Source organism: Paenibacillus sp. cl123 (assembly GCF_900101595.1).
Lineage (GTDB): Bacteria > Bacillota > Bacilli > Paenibacillales > NBRC-103111 > Paenibacillus_G.
This window is the reverse complement of sequence record NZ_FMYY01000008.1, coordinates 147463-165031: the sequence shown is the minus strand read 5'-3', so window position 1 is coordinate 165031 and position 17569 is coordinate 147463. Positions and strand designations below refer to the sequence as shown.

Genomic DNA, 17569 nt, shown 5'->3' with positions numbered 1-17569 from the left:
GCCTCCCTTGCAGCAGTAAAATTACTTCAGAGACAACTCCGGCTCGCCCTTAATCCGCTGCGCTCAGCGTCACGATCCTCATGCCCAGCTCGACCTCGTTGCCGTCGTAAATCCGGATCACAACCTGATCGCCGGCCGCTTTGGAAGCCGACAATTCGGCCGCTTCGCCCAGCGGCGTAAAGGCGGACAGGGCTGTCGAGCCGTCAAATACGCGGAACCATGCGGCGCTTGGGAAGTCGGCGCTGCCGGCCTGGACGATCGCCGCCCGGATCAAGCCTGCGCCGTCAAGGACGGCCGATACCTGATCCTCCTCATCTTCCGCCGGTCCGGACGAATACGTCACCTTGAAGACCTGCGTGTGCGCTTTGCGCTTCTGCGCATCCTCGGCGTCAACCGTGATCGTGTGGACGCCTTCGGTCAACGTCACCTCGTAGCGGTGATCCCCATAGACGGAGGCGACCACATCACCGTCCAGCCGCACGACCGGCGTCAGCGCAGCTTCCTGCGCATCCTGCGCGTAAGCCTGAAAGACAAGCACCGGCGCAGCCACGGTCATTCCGTAGACGAGCCCTGTTACCGTAATCGTCGGCAATGTAGTGTCCGGCGTGCCCTCCAGCATCTGCGCCAGCTCGTAGCGGGCCGCTTCATACGCGCTGCCCGACTCGGCAAAGCCAAGCGTCTGTCCAAGGCGCTTGCCCGGGTACATGTTCGGGACCACCCCGCTCACGATTCGGCGTACCTCAGCGGTTTTACCGCGCTTTGTCAGCATCGTCATGTACAAGTGATCCTGCAGTCCCCGGCGCAAATTCACCAGCCTCATGCTGGAGATCGGACCGTCAATACCGCGGTCTTCGGAAGGATGCAAGATATCCCGTCCCGGGTACACGAGCACGCCGTCTCCGTTGCCGAACATGCCGCCGCGATTGTTGAAGGTCAGCGGCTCCAGCCAAACGTTCTGCTCTCGGCTGATGCCGCGCCAGACGGAAGAGTTATGCTTCCAATGGTTAATATGCCAGTAGAAATACAGCGGAATGTCTTTCTCAAAAGCGCCCCAGGCGTTCGCGCGCGGGTCGGAGGCAGGCGCCTCGTAGACGAGCGAGCCCGCATAAGGCCGGTTGCCGTTATACACGAACATGTCGTCGCCCTGCTGGCGCTCAATCAGCGCCCGGTCATGGTCGTATAGCTGGGTGCCGACGGTCCAATAATCGATCGCAGCATCCAGATCGGGCGTATAGGCTTTCGTGATCAGGGTAGGCAGCTTGCCGCCCGGTCCGGGATTCGACTTGATGTTGGCGGCCACCTGCTTGATATAGGGATGCTGCGATTCCTCCGGCTCATCCGGCATATAGACGAATGTGCGCTTGGTTCCTTCGCCAAAGGTGCCGTCCAGATAAGTCATCCACTCGTCCGAGGCGCTCCAGGCGGAGTCCCGCTCGTCGAACAGCGTGCCCGGCGAGTAGAACGTTCGGGGGATGACGCGGTTGCCTACGCCTTCGCCCGGTCCTTCATAACCGGAAGCCCCGGTAAATGCCTGCCCGTCAAAGCGTCCGATATTCGCCTCAACCTGAGCCGGGTCATACGCCTGCACAAACTCCACCCGGTTGCGGTGAGCAAGCCGGTGATACGCTTCGTCCTTCGCCGCTCCTTCATATTGCTCCGTCTGCACGCTTTCGAAATACAGCATCGCATCCATACTGTTCTCATCCGGCAGCGTAAAATCCATCAGCTCCAGCTCCACCGGAATTGCGCGCGTTTCTCCGTCCGCGACGACATGAACGCTGCCGGTGTATATTCCTGCCGGGAGCGCTTTGTCCGTATAAATTTCAATCCAGATGCCCTGATTGCTGTTCGGCCGCACCGTCAGCGGGAACCCGCCCTTGCCCGGCTTCGCATTCTCCGGCACAAGCTGATCAGGGAACCAGCCTGTAGGCTGCTGCAGCTTGCCGACACCGGTGCCCGGCAAAATCCAGGTGGCATTGGTCATCTTCGTCACGTTCATATAATGCTGGGAGAACAGTTGGATCGGACGGCCCGCGTATTCGGTCGGGTCCGGACTCGGCGCTTTATAAGCGATCACGCCGCTTCCACCCTGCTGCTGCAGCGAAGGCAGCGAGACCGACAAGCCATCGATGCCTTTGGCTCCGCTCTCCACGATCAGCTGAAAAGCAAGCACCTCATTTCTTCCGCCGAACAGCTTAATCCCCGCTCCGTCCCAAGCCGAGTTGCCTGCCCGGTTCGGATTGGACGTATCGTCGCGCTTGATGCGCTCGCTTTCGTTCGCCGCCCATACGGCCTTGATAGCCGGGGCATCGGCCGGAGCCGCCTCAAGCGCAATTGTCACCTCCGGCAGCTCGCCCGTCGGCTGCAGCTTCACGCCGAATCCGTCCGCCGTATGAACCGGATTCGGGAAGCTGACGGCGAACCGTTCGCTGCCGCTTGCCTCCGGCTTCATCAGCAGCTCCAGCATGTTTGGCTGCGACCGCTCCACGATCCAGTGCGATCGATCCCATACGGCTCCGCTTGCGTCCTTGACGACGAGATCGGATGCATCGAAGGCCTGGATAGGCTCCGAGAACACCACTTCCAGCGTATTCGCCGCCGCCTGGCCGCCTGCGCCTGCCGTCTTTGCCCGCGCTTCGACCACCTTTGGAGGCGCCTGATCGAACCAGATGCTGTCATTGTCCCCTGCGTTCTTGTCAAGCGGCTTGCCTTTCTCGTTTGTTACCTCTTCCGGCTTGAGGAACACGATCCGGTAGCTGCCTGCGTCCGTTGTCGGCAAGGCCGAAGCCGCCGTCAGAACGACTTTCGTCCCGTCGTCCGAAATCGCCGAGGCGCTAAATGACGATACGTCGCTCCACGAGGTCCCATTGTACCGCTGCAGCTTGAAGGCGGATGCAGGCGCAGCCGCCACCTTGGCGTTAAAGCCAAGCTCGATGCGGTGATCCGCAAGCAGCGCAATGCGGCTCATAACCCGCAAGCCGTCCATCGCCGTGGCGATTTTAAGCCGGTTATCGATCGTGCTGTCATCATTGATCGCGATTCGGGCCGCGTCCATACTTTCACCCCGTTCATTCTTGGAATAGATGCCAAGCTGCACGGCTCCAGCCGGAAGCGGCGTATCGGCGGGAATCATCAGCTTCCCGCTACCGGCAGGCACTTCGCCAAGGCTTGCTCCGACCCGGCCGCCCGCTCCGTTCAGGAAATAAACCGTATAGTGCGTAATTCCCGTCTCCGGCGACGCCGGCGTCCAGCTCAGCGTGCCCGAGACCTCGCCCATATCCGCATCCTCGTCGGCAAATACCGGATTCGTCGGCAGCGCGCCTGGAAAATCGGACGCTCGGGAAATCATGTGATTTTCTACTTTGAAGGAATTGTCCTCCACGAGGCTCTTCAAGTACACCTTGCCCAAATCGTCCATCGCCGTCGCGCCGGTACGGAAGGCCAGATTACGGCCAATCAGCTGCTCGGCTTGGCCTTCCGGCGTCACCCAAACGCTGTAGATGCGGACAGGCAAATCGACTTGAAGCTTGAAGTGGTACTTCCTGCCGACGACAATCGGCACCTCCGGCTTCTCCGCCGCCCATGCTCCGCCGTCTCTGGCCATAAATATGCCGTTGTCCGGATTAAAATAAATCGATACCGGCACCTGCGGATAATTATCCAGAACTGTCGACGAATCTCCGTACGCCAGCAGCGAGTTGACCCCCGAAGCGCTGAGCGGCTTAAGCGGCGTCAAGTCAAATTCCGCTACGACGGTGCCCGTATTGTTGCTGCCCAGGCTCTGGGCGACCCAATCGATCGTCGAAAACCAGGACTTGACCTGCTTCACGCTCACTGTCCATGTTTTCACGCTGTTATTCTGCGCGGTAACCGTATACGTCACAGGGGCCGTAAAATCACGAGGCTCCCCGGAAAGCGGCGACACCGTCGCTCCAGCCGATACCGTAATCACCGGTCGCAGCGCCGTTATATCTACGCCTTCCTGCATCGGAACGGTTATCGATGCAGCCGCTGCATCAATGCTGGCCGCGCCGCTCTGTCCCGGAATCGAAAACGCCGTAATGTCCTTCCCGTCGCCGGCCGCATCCAAGCTGACGGTGACCATCCAGACGGCGTCTGACCCGTCCTGGGCCGTTACCGTATAGTCGACCGGACCGGCGGCAAAGCTTTGCACCGCGCCGGAAACCGGCGATACCGAAGCGTACGGCGACACCGAGATAACCGGAGTCAATGCGGTGATATCCGCGCCGTACGGCATGCGTATCTTCACCGTGCGCGACGCCGAGTCGATGACCGCAGGCGCCGTCTGTCCCGCAATCGTGAAGGCTGTAATGGCCTTCGCCGCACTCGGCGGATCGACGATCCCCGTCAGCGTCCAAACGCGTAGGCCGCCGCGGCTATCCTGAACCGTGTAGGCCGCCGGTTGAGTGAAATCGCACGCAGTTTCGGAGACAGGCAGCAGGCTCGCTCCTTCCGATACGCGGATAACCGGCCTCAGCTTCGTCATGTCAGAGCCGTAAGGCATCCGGAAGCGTACAGTCGCAGCCTGCGTGTCGATGACCGGCTCGGCTGATTGCCCCTCGACATGGAACTCCGTGATGTCCTTGCCCGGAACAGGCTGCTCTCCCGCATAGGTTAGCGTGTACTTCCCCGCATGACCGCTGAAGGCCAGCACTCCGCCCTCTTTCGTAACGACTCCGTCCGACGCGGCCGCGCCGCCTTCGATACGCCACAGCCCTTCTTTCAGATCGGCAATCACATACTGGAGCGTGCCGGCTCCTGGCGCATCGAGCTCAAGCTTGCCGCTCAGCCGCTCTCCGCTTTTGCTGAACAGGACGACCCGGTCCGCAAGCTTCGCTCCCTCCATGCTCCCCGCCTCTATGCGTTCAACCGCAAGCGGCTCGGTCCCGCCATCCATCACCTGCATGACGTTTAGAAAAGTATCCGTTGCCGCAGGCGCTTCCGGCGATATCTCCACGCGCCATGCTCCCGTTTCGCTGGAGGACGTCGTATTCCTCGTCTCCGGCCAGTTTACGCCGTCCAGATCGGCAAACTCTTGTCCCTGACCTCCGACCGGCACGATCTTGGCGTTATGCGGCAGCAGCGTCGTATTGATCAGCTTGCCGTCATAGCCGTCCGTATCGCGAACGATCGTCGTCTGGCTGCCGTTCACGACAGGTTCTTGGATGCTGTGCAGCAGCCATGTTTTTCGAAACGTCGGGTCCGCCGCTGTCACGCGGTCGTACACCAGCACCGCCGCCGGATGTTCTTGCCCCTTCAGGTTCAGGAACATGAACGAGCGCTGATAATCCGATACTTTGGAGGAGTAATGCCCGGTCAAGTCGCCCTTGACATAGCTGTAGTTCGGACGCACCGGATCGGGACCAAACTGCTGGCCCAGCACCTCTCCCCGCTTGTAGCCTTTGGCCGGATCAGTAATCTCTTCCAGATCGTAAGGCTCATAGGCTTCATTCGGCCAGCGCTGACCGCCGTCATTGCCGATCGGCTTCAATTTGCCGCCGTCGAACGGGTCCTTATATTTGCCGGGCTCCACCTCATGCCACTGCCACTTCTCGTTCGGATCGTACACGAGCATGCTGTTGTGCGCAATCGTACGGCGGCTGTAATTCATATGATGCGGCGACTCGTACAGCGCATAGTTGCCCGAGTCGATAGCGAGCGCCCCGCGGTAATAGATCTGGAACGCCCCGGCGTCCAGATGTTGATGCCCGCCGAAATAGTATTCGTTCACCCGGAAGTCGGCCACGACATCCGCAGCCGTCGGATGAACCCCTTCCGTCCAGCCGGTGCGTGCGATCATCGCCCCGTGCGGCGAGCCGAAGTAACGCGTCAGCGGCAGATCGGCGACCGATTTCGCTTCCAGCTCCGGATCGGCGTAGATCAGCTCGAGCACCGGGTCCAGCTTGCCCGCTTCATTGGCCTTCGTGCCGTCATAACCGGCGTAGTTCCGCAAAAACTCCCGCTGCAAATACGGGTCCTGAAAGTACGAAGCGGCTCCGATCCACGACCAGGAGTTGCGCCAATATTCGCCGTAAGGATGCTGATCGTCCTCATACGAATCCCCGTTGCGCAGCAGCGAGCCGTCCGGCCGCCGCGCGTACAAGTAATGGTACAGCACATCCTGCTGGGAGATGTCATACACCCGATCCCGTCCGAGCGCTTTGAAAATAAGCGAAGACGCCACATCGGCCGCAAACGTATACGGACCGTACGATTCGCCCCGGTGATGCATCCCCGAGCGGTAAAACCAGTTGCGCACCGGCACGTACCTGTCGAAAATCGTGCCCGCCACCGTATCGTAAATCTCCGGACGCTCATCATACACGGCTACCGCCCAGGAAAGCTGGTCGCGCAGCACTTGATCCTCCGCGCCATGGCCGCTGATCGCTCCTTGGGCGTTTGGCGGATAGCCTATCTCCATCTTCGCGGCATGCTGTTCGAACCGCGCGTTCCAGTCCGCCTTCCGCTCCGCCGTAAGCAGCGGGTAGCACCAATCATATACGATCGCTCCCGTCAACAGCATCGAGCCGATGCCCCGGGCGCTCGTATCGCTGAAGCCCTTTACATAGGCGTCGAACAGGTCCGCGGCTTCTTCTCCATACGATTCACCGTCGCCAAGCAAGTAGCGCAGCGCTTTCGCTTTGATGACATCCTCCTTGCCGGTTGTCCGTCCGCTCGCCTCCAGCACTGCCTTCCAAGCCGGCGACATCAGTTGTGTCTGGGTCTTGGCCCGCAGCTTGTCAATATCCTGACGGGAGCTGACAAACAGCCTCGGATGGCTGGACGGCGGAGTCGGCGGCTTGTTCTCCGCGGGAGGAGGCTCCGGCTTGTCGTCTTCCTCTTCACTGGACTGCGAAGAGCCGCCGCCGGCCGCGCTTTCTCCCGTCAAAATCCCTTCGATCCGCGCCGTAACGCCGCTCGCCAGCTCCAGCTTCTCCGGCTTCACCGACAAGCTCGTCCCGCTCGCATTCAGCTCGGCGCTAACGATCTTCCCTTCGCCGGTTATCTCCAAAGCTCCATCGGCCCGAAGCATCTCGAGGACAGCAGCTTTGCCCAGCCGCACAACGGGCTTCTCTGCCGCTTTATCGATGATCAGCGTACCGATGGTGCCCGATTGTATCGATAAAACGCTTTCTTTGGACAGCACGCTGACGGATGCAAACCGGCCCTTCAGTTGAATGTCCGCGCCGGGTGGAAGCTTCGCTGACAGAAGGACGGTGTGAAATCCGTATCCGGTTCCGCTTGGAACGCCCATCGGCTTCCCTGACGAGCTGCTGTTCCGGTTGCCGGCTCCTGCTTCCGCGGCGGTAACTCCGCTCCCGGCTTCTTCCGATTCCTCATGCTCCAGGATGGCGGGCGAATTCAGCACGACCTCGCCGATCCGGCTCTCTCCTTGTGCCACGATGCGAACCGGCCCGGCCTTCTTCCCTACGATCAGAGAACCAGCCGAGGAGTTTTGCCAATAAATGCTGTGAATGCCCCCGCCTGCCACCGACGCCGCCCCAAGCGCATGGACCCCTTGCAGGAGGGCTTCTCCTTCGCCGATCCCTTCGGTTAAATCAAGCTTGCCCGCTATCGTCATATGCCGCAAGGTCACGCCGGGAGCGGCGACAGCTACGTCGCGATGCACGATCCAAGCGCCTTCGCCTGGTCCGTACTCTCCCGCTTGAGCAAGCGTCAGCGGCTCCGCCTGCTTGCGCTCCGCGCGGGTCAACAGCATCAGCGCTTCGCCGCGCGTCAGGCGGCCTTCCGGACGGAACGCTCCGTCCTCGTACCCCTCCATGATGCCCGCTTTATGCGCGGCGACAATATACGCCCGGCTCCAGGCCGGCCAATCCGTCTCATCGCTGAACCCGACGCTCTGCGCTCGCTCCTGCAGCCCGAGTACACGGCCCAAGGCGGCAGCCGCCTCCTGGCGGCTGATCGGCGCATCAGGCCGAAAGACGCCTTCCGCATACCCGTCCATCAAGCCGGAGCCGACAGCTTCGGCCACAGCCGTTTCCTGCCAGGCGCCTTGCTGCACATCCTGGAAACGAAGACCCGGCTCCGCAACCGCCGGAAACAGCGCAGCCGCAAGGCTGGCGAACTCCGCCCGGGTAATTGTCCGATCCGGGCGGAACGTCCCGTCCGGATAACCGGCGATCCTCCCCTGAGACAGCCAGGAACGAATAGCAGGCTCCGCCCAATGCCCGCTGATATCGGCAAGCCCGGCTGCTTGCGCAGCCGCCTCCTTGCCCGATGAGGCTGCCGCCTGATCGGCGGCTGTCTCGCCCGCAACCAATGCCGCCGCGTAAGGGGCCGGCATCAGGCCGCAAAGCATAGAAGCGACCAAGCCTTTGGACGTCCAGCTTTTTAAACTACTCCACATGAACAGCAATCCCTCCTTGTGTTCGATTCCCTTCCTATTGTAGAGAGAGGAGCCGGAACGCTTCTATCGGCAGGATTACCACTTTGTCATCATTTCCCGGACAACAAGGAAAAGAGTGAAGAATCGGAAAAACCGACCAGAAAACCGTATCAGCGATCCCTAATGGGGCGTCAAGGGATTGGGATTCGCGGTGCAAGCAACGCAAACAAGCCAAGCCGTTCCGCAGCACGGAATAGACTTGACTTGTCTGGTTTATCCGGATTATCTGGTTCATCCGGTTGGTCTGATTTGCTTGTCTTTCTTGCCTCAGCCGGTCGTTATCCGACCAGCCTCTCGGAAGGCGACGACAGCACACCGGCTGCCACCAGCTCGTCCGGGGTGAAGAAATTATCGAGCTCCCGCTTCGCGCTCTCCGGCGAATCGGAGCCGTGAATTACATTTTCTCCGACATAAGTCGCGAAATCGCCGCGGATCGTTCCTGGAGCGGCTTCCAGCGGGTTTGTCTTGCCCATCATGATCCGGGAAACCTCGATCAGGTTATCTCCCTTCCAGATCATCGCAAATACTGGACCGGACGTAATGAAGTCCACCAGCTCGCCAAAAAACGGCTTCTCCCTATGCTGACCATAATGGCGTTCGGCCTGCTCTCTGGAAATCGTCATCATCTTGGCCCCGACGAGGACAAACCCTCTGTTCTCGAAGCGTCTCACAATATTGCCGATCAATTGGCGTCTTACCCCGTCCGGCTTTACCATCAGAAATGAATATTCCATATTCGCACCCTCCATTATCGCAAAATATTCCAGCTCGGTTGCGTGTCCATCAGTATTCCCGGTATAGAAGCATCTATACGTGCGAGTGAGGCTTACCACAACCATACCATATTGGTAGTATAATGTAAAAACAGCCGGGTGCCTGTGACTGTTCTCACATGTATGCCGGACCGGCTTACGCCGAATCATCTTGCTCTGCTCCCGCTTGTCGGTGACCTCTGCCAGCTCTACTGCCGGATCGTCACTCTTGTGCCGATCGGAACGAATCGGGACAATGCGAGCACATCCCGATTATACATCCGAATGCAGCCATGGGAAGCCATCGTGCCGATGCTGGAAGGCTGGTTCGTTCCGTGAATGCCGTAGTGCGGCCGGGACAGTCCCATCCATAGAACGCCAAACGGCCCGCCGGGATTCGGCGCCTTGTTTATAATGGTATATTCGCCAACAGGAGTTTGCGTCAGCATCGTACCGACCCCGATCGGATAAGATTGCACCACGCGGTTGCCGTCCAGCAGATGAAGCTTTCTGTCGGACAGATCGACGATTATCCGGTATGTCGGCATAAATTTGCCGTCTCCCTTCCAGCCTTCCGTTTCCTCCATTCTATGCAGCTATCCGGCCCACCGTTCCGGCCCATATCATACCGCGAGGCGTCAGCCACCGACATGGTGAAGGGATAATGCCCGAAGCGCAGGCTCCCGATCGCTTTCCGTTATTTCCACGAGCAGCCCCCGGATTTTAATCGCCGGCACGCGAATAATCGCTTTATGCCCGATATGCTGTCCTTCATAAATAGTGACCGCTCTTCTTGTTTTCTGCGTAATGATATGAATTTTAAAGCTTCTCACCTGCTCTCCGGCGACCAGATCCTCCTGGAGAATAACGTGGTCCAGCAGCTGCGGCTCCTTGCATTCATAGCTCCACGTATGGCCCGTTTTCGTAAAATGCTCCATGCTGGCGAATGGACGGTCGAAACGTCTGCGAATGTCCGAGCCGAATTCCTGAAGCCTGTCCGCATCCTGCTCCGGGAGCAGACCGTTTCGATCCGGACCGATATTGAGCAGCAGGTTCGCCCCTCTGCCCACGGAGTGGTAATATAGGCCCATAAGCTCTTCCAGGCTTTTCAAGGTATGCTCGTCGCTATCGCTGTAAAACCAGTTGGACCGCAGCTGAACATCGCATTCGGCAGGCAGCCACAAGCGGTCGCCCAGCTTCTCCTTATCCTCTGTCAAAATAGAAAACTCCGTGGAATCCACTACATTCCAGCAAGGAACAGGCGCAATGCCGTCTTCATTGCCCACCCAACGGAAATCGGGATCGCCCATATTAAAAATTAAGATATTGGGCTGAAGACGGCGAATCTCACCGATAATCCGCGCCCAATCATACGTATGCCCTTCAGAGCCGCAGCCGTCGAACCACAGGATGTCGATCTCGCCATAGGCGGTGAGCAGCTCGGTAATCTGATTGACGAAATAGTCGTCGTACGCCTTAGCATCCTGATTGTAGAAATCCGCCGATCCATCATACGGGGAATAATATAACCCGGGCTTCACATCATATTTCCGGCAAGCGTCTACAAATTCCCGGATGACATCCCCCTTTCCATCCTTCCACGAGGAAGCCGCCACGCTGAACGAGCTGTACTTGGAAGGCCAGTTGGAGAACCCGTCATGATGCTTCGCCGTTAGTACGGCATACTTCATCCCCGCCTCCTTGGCCGTTCGAATCCATTGCTTGCAATCCAGGTTCACCGGGTTAAACTCGGCCGGATTCATCGGCCTTTCGTCGAAATCGACGTAGCCTTCATAGAAAGTGCGCAGTCCAAAATGAAGAAACAAACCAAACTCCCAGCTTTGATAGTCAAGCTGTCTGGCTGTAGGGATTAATGTTGGCATATGATTCATCGTATCCGACCTCTCCGTTTTATAGCTGACCCCTTACTTTTTGGCAACAGCCTTTTGGTAAATCTCCACATATTTGCTAAGCCGCAGACCCTCGAAGCCTTTGACATAGCTGTCCCATTCCTTCTCGATGTCTTTGCTGCCCGTAATAAACTGCGCCATATTGGACTTGACGTAATCGCGGATAGACGTTTTCAGCTGGGCCGCGCTTTGGGCGTCTTCCAGGGCGATGAACACGCTGGACGGATAATTTTGCTTCGATTGGAACGGCTCATATTTCGCAGACTCACGCTTCAAACGCACTTCATAAGCCCCCTCGGCCAACGGGTCCTGAATCGCCGCCCAGGAGTCGCGATACTGGTAGGTGCGGAGCGACGGTCCGATCTGCTCCCAGCGGTCATTGTAGGTGGTTCTGTTCTGATCGTCCGGAATAATGGCGTATTTCGCCGGCTTGCCGTTCATATCCAGCTCGCCTTCCTTCGCCTTGCGCCATCCTTGACCTTCCAGGCCGCGTTCCTCCAGCACGATAGCTTCTTCCGTATACAAGTAGTCGGCCAGCCGGATCGCGGCTATTTGCTGCTCCTTGGTCGCTTTGTTCGTGATGGCCATCTGCGAATTGCCCACTCCTGCGAAATACCCGGCTTGCTGTACGCCGTTCGGGCCTTTGAGCGGAGGCATGGCCACATATTCTTTGTGGCGCGGATGCTTATCGTCGGGAGAATGCGCATAGCTGATCAGCGCGGTCGTAATCGCTCCAATCACATTGGCGTCCTGGCGGTTGCCAAGCTGCTGAATGGCATCTGAGTTTTGCGTAAAGGATGCCGGGTCGATAAGCCCTTCCTTGAAGAGCTTGTTCAGGTAAAGCAAGCCCTCTTTCCATTCCGCCTTGTTGGCGACAAAATCGACCTTGCCATCCTTCAGCTGAAGAAAAGTCCCGCTGTCTTTATCTACCTGATCGTCGATGATGAACGCGTTCATCAAGAAGGCCGTGACATTCCCCGCCCACATATCATCGGAGCCTGTCAGCGGGATTTCGTCTTTTTTGCCGTTCCCATTCGGATCGTTCTCCTTAAACGCCAGCAGCACCTTGTAAAACTCTTCTGTCGTGGTCGGCATTTTCAGCCCGAGCTTATCCAGCCAGGACTGGTTAATCCAGAGCTTCTGGGCGTAGTTGCAGTGGTAGCATTCATTAATTTGCGGCAGCGCATAAATATTGCCGTCCGGCGAAGTAATGGAGCTTTTCAGGTAAGGCAGGTCCGCCATCGCTTTCTTGAAGTTAGGCGCGTATTTATCGATCAGGTCGTTCAGCGGAATAAACACGCCCTGCTTGCCGTATTTCATCTGTTCTTCTTTAGTCAAAGCCCCATGCAATATGACTTCGGGATAGTCCCCGCTTGCCAGCATCAGCTGTTTGCGGTCATTCAGCGCTTTTTCAGGGACGAGATCCCATTTGATTTGAATATTCGTTTTATCCTGAAGGTATTTCGTGAACAGATTGGTCTCCATGTTTTCAAGACGGGCCAGCTGCGGCGCAAACATTTTGATCGTCATAGGCTTAGTGACAATCGGGTATTGTCCGACAGGGGTAAAGATGTCGCTTGCCTCCGGCGCCTGGCCAGCCGGCGCGGTATCCGGCTGCTTGGCCGAATCCGTGCTGCATCCGCTTAACACAAGTGCAACGCTCAATACAAATCCCCATGTTAGCTTGGACGAATCATGCCATTGTTTCATATCGACGAACCCTCCCATTATTTGAATCCTAGGATGACATTCAGACAATCGTTATCCTTTCAACGAACCGATCATAACGCCTTTCACGAAATGCTTCTGTACAAATGGGTAAATGATCAGCACGGGGGCGCTTGCCACGACAATAAGCGAATATTTAAGCAGATCCTTCAAGCCTTGCTGGGCCAGCATCTGATCGACATTGGTCACCATGGTCGGATCGATCGTGCTTAAGATAAGGATGTTGCGCAGCACGATCTGCAGAGGAAACAGCTCGGGCGATTTCAGAAAAATCAGCGCATCGAAATAGGCGTTCCAGTGACCAACCGCGTACATCAGCGTCAGCACAGCCAGGATCGGCTTGGAGAGCGGGAGCACGACGCTCGTAATAAACCGCAAATCGCTGCACCCGTCAAGCTCGGCCGCTTCGGCAATTTCGTCCGGAATGGTCGTTTGGAAAAAAGTCCGGGCTACAATCACTTGGAACACCGCCAAGGCACCAGGCAAGATCATTGCCCAGCGCGTATCGAGCAAATGCAAATTTTTCACGACAAGATAATACGGGATAAGCCCGCCATCAAACATCATCGTAATGACCAGAAGCACCATAATGAAGCCGCGGCCATAAAACGTTTTCCTGGCAAGCGGATAAGCCAGCATGACGGTCAAGGCAACGTTGATTGTCGTGCCGACAGCCGCATAAAAGACCGAATTCAAGTATCCCGACGCTATCTGCGGATTGCGGAATACCGCTTTATAGCCTTCCAGCGTCACGTCAACCGGAAATAGCCATACCTTGCCGGCTACGACCGCCTGCGGCGAGCTGAAGGAGGAGGAGATGATGAAGATAAGCGGAAACAGCACCGCGATCATTACAACGGTCAAGAACAGATAAATGCCCAGCAAAAACAAGCGATCGCCCTGCGGCTCTTTAATTCCTGACGTTTTAGGCATTGGCGGCCTCCTTACCACAGACTGGAGTTCGATAGCCTTCTGGCTATATAGTTGACGGACACTAGAAGGATCAGATTGACGAACGAGTTGAAGAAGCCGATCGCCGCCGAGAAGCTGAAGCTGGAGCTGAGCAGTCCCACCTTGTACACATAGGTGGAAATGACCTCCGACGCGCTCAGGTTAAGCGGATTTTGCATCAAATATATTTTTTCAAAGCCAAGCTTCATGATGTTCCCCAAGTTCAGAATAAGCAGGATCACCGAAACCGGGATAAGGCTTGGCAAATCGATATTCACTATTTTTTGCAGCCTGGACGCCCCATCCACCTTGGCCGATTCGTACAGCTCAGGATTCACTCCCGCCAAGGCCGCGATGTAAATAATAGCGCCGTAGCCCGTATGCTGCCATACGTCCGACCACACATAAATCGATTTGAACAAACCGGGAATGCCCATAAAGTTTGTATTTTCCACGCCCAGCAAGCTCATGAACTTGCTGATAATACCAACATTAGGCGACAAGGTGACGACAATGATCGAAACCATGATGACCGTGGAAATAAAATAAGGCGCGTAAGTAATCATTTGCACGCTGCTTTTGAAAAAGCCGTTTCGTATTTCATTCAAAGCAAGCGCCAGCAAAATCGGCGCCGGGAAGCCGACGATCAAGCCGTATAAGCTGATGCCAAGCGTATTTTGCAAATACATCCAAAAATTGGGAGATTCAAAAAATTCCTTGAAATATTGCAGACCGACCCAGGGACTCCCCCAAATCCCCTGGATGACGTTGTAGTCTTTGAACGCAATGACGACGCCCGCCATAGGAATATACTTGAAAATGAGCAGATACAGCAGCGGCGGAAAAACGACCAGATACAGCTGCCAGTGACGCTTCAGCTTTTTCCTGATTACAGTTAATGAGGATTTGTTTCCCTGTCCTGCGGGGTTATACGGCTTGTCGTATGCTGCAGGAGCGGATGTCCCTGCTTCCTTCGGCATGCTTGTCATATGCGCTTCCTCCTTTCGCCCGTTATGATGGATTGCTGGTTACATGGCCATCATAGTTCGCGAAAGCGATGGGCTGCAAGAAACAAGAATCGCGGCCTTAACCGTTTTCGCAAACGGCGGAAAAAAGCTCAGCTCCGGTAAATGTCCGGAGCTGCGTTTGAAACGTATTGGGAACACACGGTGGATACATACCGGCAAACCATTTTCAACCGCTTAACCGTTTTCACCCGGACTGCCTGCGTGCCGCTCCCTCCCGGAATTCGCTCGGGGAACTGCCCGTTACTTTCTTAAACACACGACTAAAGGAAATCGCGCTCGTATAACCGACCTGCTCGGCGACCTCTTGGACGGATGCTTGCGTTTCCACAAGCAAACGCTGCGCCACCAGCATGCGGAGATCGATCAGGAAATCGACGAATTTCTGGCCTGTCTCTTCCTTAAACAGCTTGCTGACATACTTGCTGCTGATATTGAAGGTTGTGCTGAGATAGTCGAGCGACATATTCGGGTTGGCATATTCCTCTTCGATGAATTTGCGCATATCGCGAATCGTAGCCGCATGCAAACGCCGGTCCTGTGCTTCCTGCAGACAAGCGTACAAAGCATTCAGCACATCCAGAGTCTCTTCCCTCATTTGCTCAAGCGAATGGCATTGCTCAATAATTTTGCTGAGCTGCGGCAAGCCGTCCCGCATCCATAACTCTTGATACTCCTTCGTCATGCCGGCCATTTCTCTGCCCAGGAAGTAGGTGAAATAATTCATGAGGTTCGTAATTTCATCCTTCGTCAGCAAACCCTGCTTCATTAAGCTGAACAGCTCGTCGTACTTCGTCTTCCATTCGTCCTCGATCAGCCGGAACGATTGCGTGATCGCTCGGATGGCGTTCAGATGCGAGAACACCTCGGCCTGATCGTGATTGGCGAGATGCTCGCTTGTAATCAGCCGATTTTCCCCCAGCACGATTTTATGCTTAAGCGCCCTGAGCGCCTCCTGGTGGGAGCCGGCCACATCGGAAAGCCGGGAAACCTGCTCGCCGATGCCTACTGTAATCGTAAACTTCAGGTTGTCCTGCACCCACAAGCGGACATGCTCGAAAAGCTCCACAATCGCGGAAGTGCCGGCTTCCCCCTCCTCTGGCTCGCCGAACATAATGACACTCAGCCGGTATGCCGAGGTCCACTCCTCCCAGAGCGTAAGCCCGTGTTTGGAGGCAAGCTCCTGAATGACGCTGCGCAGTGCGAACTTCAGCAGGTTCTGATCATTGCGCGAGTAATGATTGCAAAAATCATTGTATTTGTCCATTTCAATGACAAGCGCCGCTTGACTGCCGGAAGCGAACGGAAGCTGCAAGCTGCTCGTTTCCTCCAGCCATTCTTCATGCGTGAAGTCTGAATCGCCTTCGATCAGCTGATGAAACAAATATCTGATCCGGAGATGCCGGTCTTCCTCATGCTTTTGCTGAAACTGATTCGATTGCTCGATGATATTGGACAAGGCGGACTCGATGAACGAAAACTCGTCTCCCCCTTCCTTGGACAACGGAAGACGGTAGCCGCGAATGCGCGCCACGATCTGCTCCAGCGGCTTGGAATTGCGCCTCGTCACATAAATCAGCCACACAAAGCCAAGCACGATCATCGCAATCCCGATAATAAACCAGACGTTGTACAGCGAAGACATGACAAGAAATACTTTGCCGTTGACAAGCCCGCTTTGGTACGACCATCCGGTATAGCTCGATACATAATTGGAAGAAACCCTTTGCTCGGCTGAGCTCATCCCGCTAAACAAAGCGCTTCCGGCAGCATCCCGTATGCCGATAAAGCTTGATTTCGAATCGTACAGGTCGGCAATGCTGCTCCGCAAGGAATCGGTCGCCACATTGACGACGATCATCCCTTTCTCCCCGGTAATAAATGGCGCGCCCCGCACGAGGCTGACCACAGGCTTGCTGCCTTTGACGGAAAACTGCTCGAAGCTTCGCACGCCCGACCATTGCTTGGACGCCAGCGGATTCATGGAACGCTTGATAAACGGTTCATCCTTATAGTTCTGCAGCTGATCGCTGGTCGCATTGCTTAGTACAAAATCATCCGCGTAACGCACCAGGTAGATCGAGTCGATCAAGGGATAGGAGGAAATCATATCCTGCATTTTTTTAACCGCGCTGATGTTGATGTAGATGTTATCGTTGTTCTCCGTGCTGAAAAAGTCGTTCAGCTGCTCGTTGTTGATCATCTCCTTCATCACCATGTTGTCGATCGCCTTCAGGGAAGTATCGATCAGACGCATAGCTTGCAGCGACAGCATTTTGTTGGCGTTCAGCGCCTCCTTGCGGCTTTGCTCGCTCAATAGCTGGAAAAATACAAAAAACGTAAACGTCACCACGATAATAAAAATCGGCATGTAGGAAAACAGGAGCCGATTAAACAAGGTTTTCTTCATAAAGATTAAGCAAGCCTCCCTTCCCGCCCCTACGCCTGCTCCAAGTTTACACGTTTGCATCCGCGATCGTCCACCTCTACTTCCCCGCCAAGGCTGATGTGCGAAAAATGATAAGCTGTTGAAAACGGTTTGCTGAAGCATTCGGCGCGCAATATTAGATTTCTGGCAGCGCTTCGGCGTGGAATGGCTGAGCTGCGGGTAAAAGGCAGAGAGAATGGCCTGCTTAGCGGTCAAATTAATAAAGAAACAACGTAATCGGGGGTATGCAAGGCGTAGGGAGTTGAAACGGCGAGCGGAAACACCGACCGACCGGCCGGCCGGCCGCAGACCGCGAGTTATTCATCGGACTTCCGGATATCCCTCAA

General features: G+C 56.2%; 8 protein-coding genes. All 8 read right to left on the bottom strand.

The window, feature by feature from the left end:
* Window positions 1-49: 49 nt before the first annotated feature.
* The 8 genes from hepB to BLR08_RS15570 all read right to left on the bottom strand — a co-directional run bounded on the left by hepB (window position 50) and on the right by BLR08_RS15570 (window position 17204).
* Window positions 50-8389: a heparin/heparin-sulfate lyase HepB gene (hepB, locus tag BLR08_RS15605; RefSeq protein WP_072332145.1), complete on the bottom strand. Its 8340-nt coding sequence runs from the start codon at window positions 8387-8389 to the stop codon at window positions 50-52.
* Between the two features lie 317 nt (window positions 8390-8706).
* The gene (gene ndk, locus BLR08_RS15600; RefSeq protein WP_072332148.1) at window positions 8707-9162 is read right to left on the bottom strand and encodes a nucleoside-diphosphate kinase; all 456 of its coding nucleotides are present in this window, start codon (window positions 9160-9162) and stop codon (window positions 8707-8709) included.
* 227 nt (window positions 9163-9389) lie between these two features.
* The gene (locus tag BLR08_RS15595; RefSeq protein WP_072332481.1) at window positions 9390-9728 is read right to left on the bottom strand and encodes a L,D-transpeptidase; all 339 of its coding nucleotides are present in this window, start codon (window positions 9726-9728) and stop codon (window positions 9390-9392) included.
* 90 nt (window positions 9729-9818) lie between these two features.
* Window positions 9819-11072, bottom strand: a complete 1254-nt coding sequence (locus BLR08_RS15590; RefSeq protein WP_072332151.1) for an alpha-L-fucosidase — start codon at window positions 11070-11072, stop codon at window positions 9819-9821.
* A gap of 33 nt (window positions 11073-11105) precedes the next feature.
* A complete protein-coding gene (locus BLR08_RS15585; RefSeq protein ID WP_072332154.1) occupies window positions 11106-12800 on the bottom strand; it encodes an ABC transporter substrate-binding protein in 1695 nt (564 codons plus the stop codon).
* A gap of 51 nt (window positions 12801-12851) precedes the next feature.
* Complete coding sequence (locus BLR08_RS15580) at window positions 12852-13751, bottom strand: carbohydrate ABC transporter permease (RefSeq protein ID WP_072332156.1); 900 nt, start codon at window positions 13749-13751, stop codon at window positions 12852-12854.
* An 11-nt stretch (window positions 13752-13762) separates the two neighbouring features.
* Window positions 13763-14749 carry an ABC transporter permease gene (locus tag BLR08_RS15575; RefSeq protein WP_083537280.1) on the bottom strand — a complete coding sequence of 329 codons (987 nt, stop codon included), beginning with the start codon at window positions 14747-14749 and terminating at the stop codon, window positions 13763-13765.
* A 232-nt stretch (window positions 14750-14981) separates the two neighbouring features.
* The gene (locus BLR08_RS15570) at window positions 14982-17204 is read right to left on the bottom strand and encodes a helix-turn-helix domain-containing protein (RefSeq protein ID WP_256257675.1); all 2223 of its coding nucleotides are present in this window, start codon (window positions 17202-17204) and stop codon (window positions 14982-14984) included.
* Between the last annotated feature and the right edge of the window lie 365 nt (window positions 17205-17569).

Bases quoted from the DNA above. Each gene is read 5' to 3' on its own strand.
- BLR08_RS15575 (WP_083537280.1), bottom strand. From the start codon at position 14,749: ATGCCGAAGGAAGCAGGGACATCCGCTCCTGCAGCATACGACAAGCCG.
- BLR08_RS15590 (WP_072332151.1), bottom strand. From the start codon at position 11,072: ATGAATCATATGCCAACATTAATCCCTACAGCCAGACAGCTTGACTAT.
- BLR08_RS15580 (WP_072332156.1), bottom strand. From the start codon at position 13,751: ATGCCTAAAACGTCAGGAATTAAAGAGCCGCAGGGCGATCGCTTGTTT.
- ndk (WP_072332148.1), bottom strand. From the start codon at position 9,162: ATGGAATATTCATTTCTGATGGTAAAGCCGGACGGGGTAAGACGCCAA.
- hepB (WP_072332145.1), bottom strand. From the start codon at position 8,389: ATGTGGAGTAGTTTAAAAAGCTGGACGTCCAAAGGCTTGGTCGCTTCT.
- BLR08_RS15595 (WP_072332481.1), bottom strand. From the start codon at position 9,728: ATGCCGACATACCGGATAATCGTCGATCTGTCCGACAGAAAGCTTCAT.
- BLR08_RS15570 (WP_256257675.1), bottom strand. From the start codon at position 17,204: ATGAAGAAAACCTTGTTTAATCGGCTCCTGTTTTCCTACATGCCGATT.
- BLR08_RS15585 (WP_072332154.1), bottom strand. From the start codon at position 12,800: ATGAAACAATGGCATGATTCGTCCAAGCTAACATGGGGATTTGTATTG.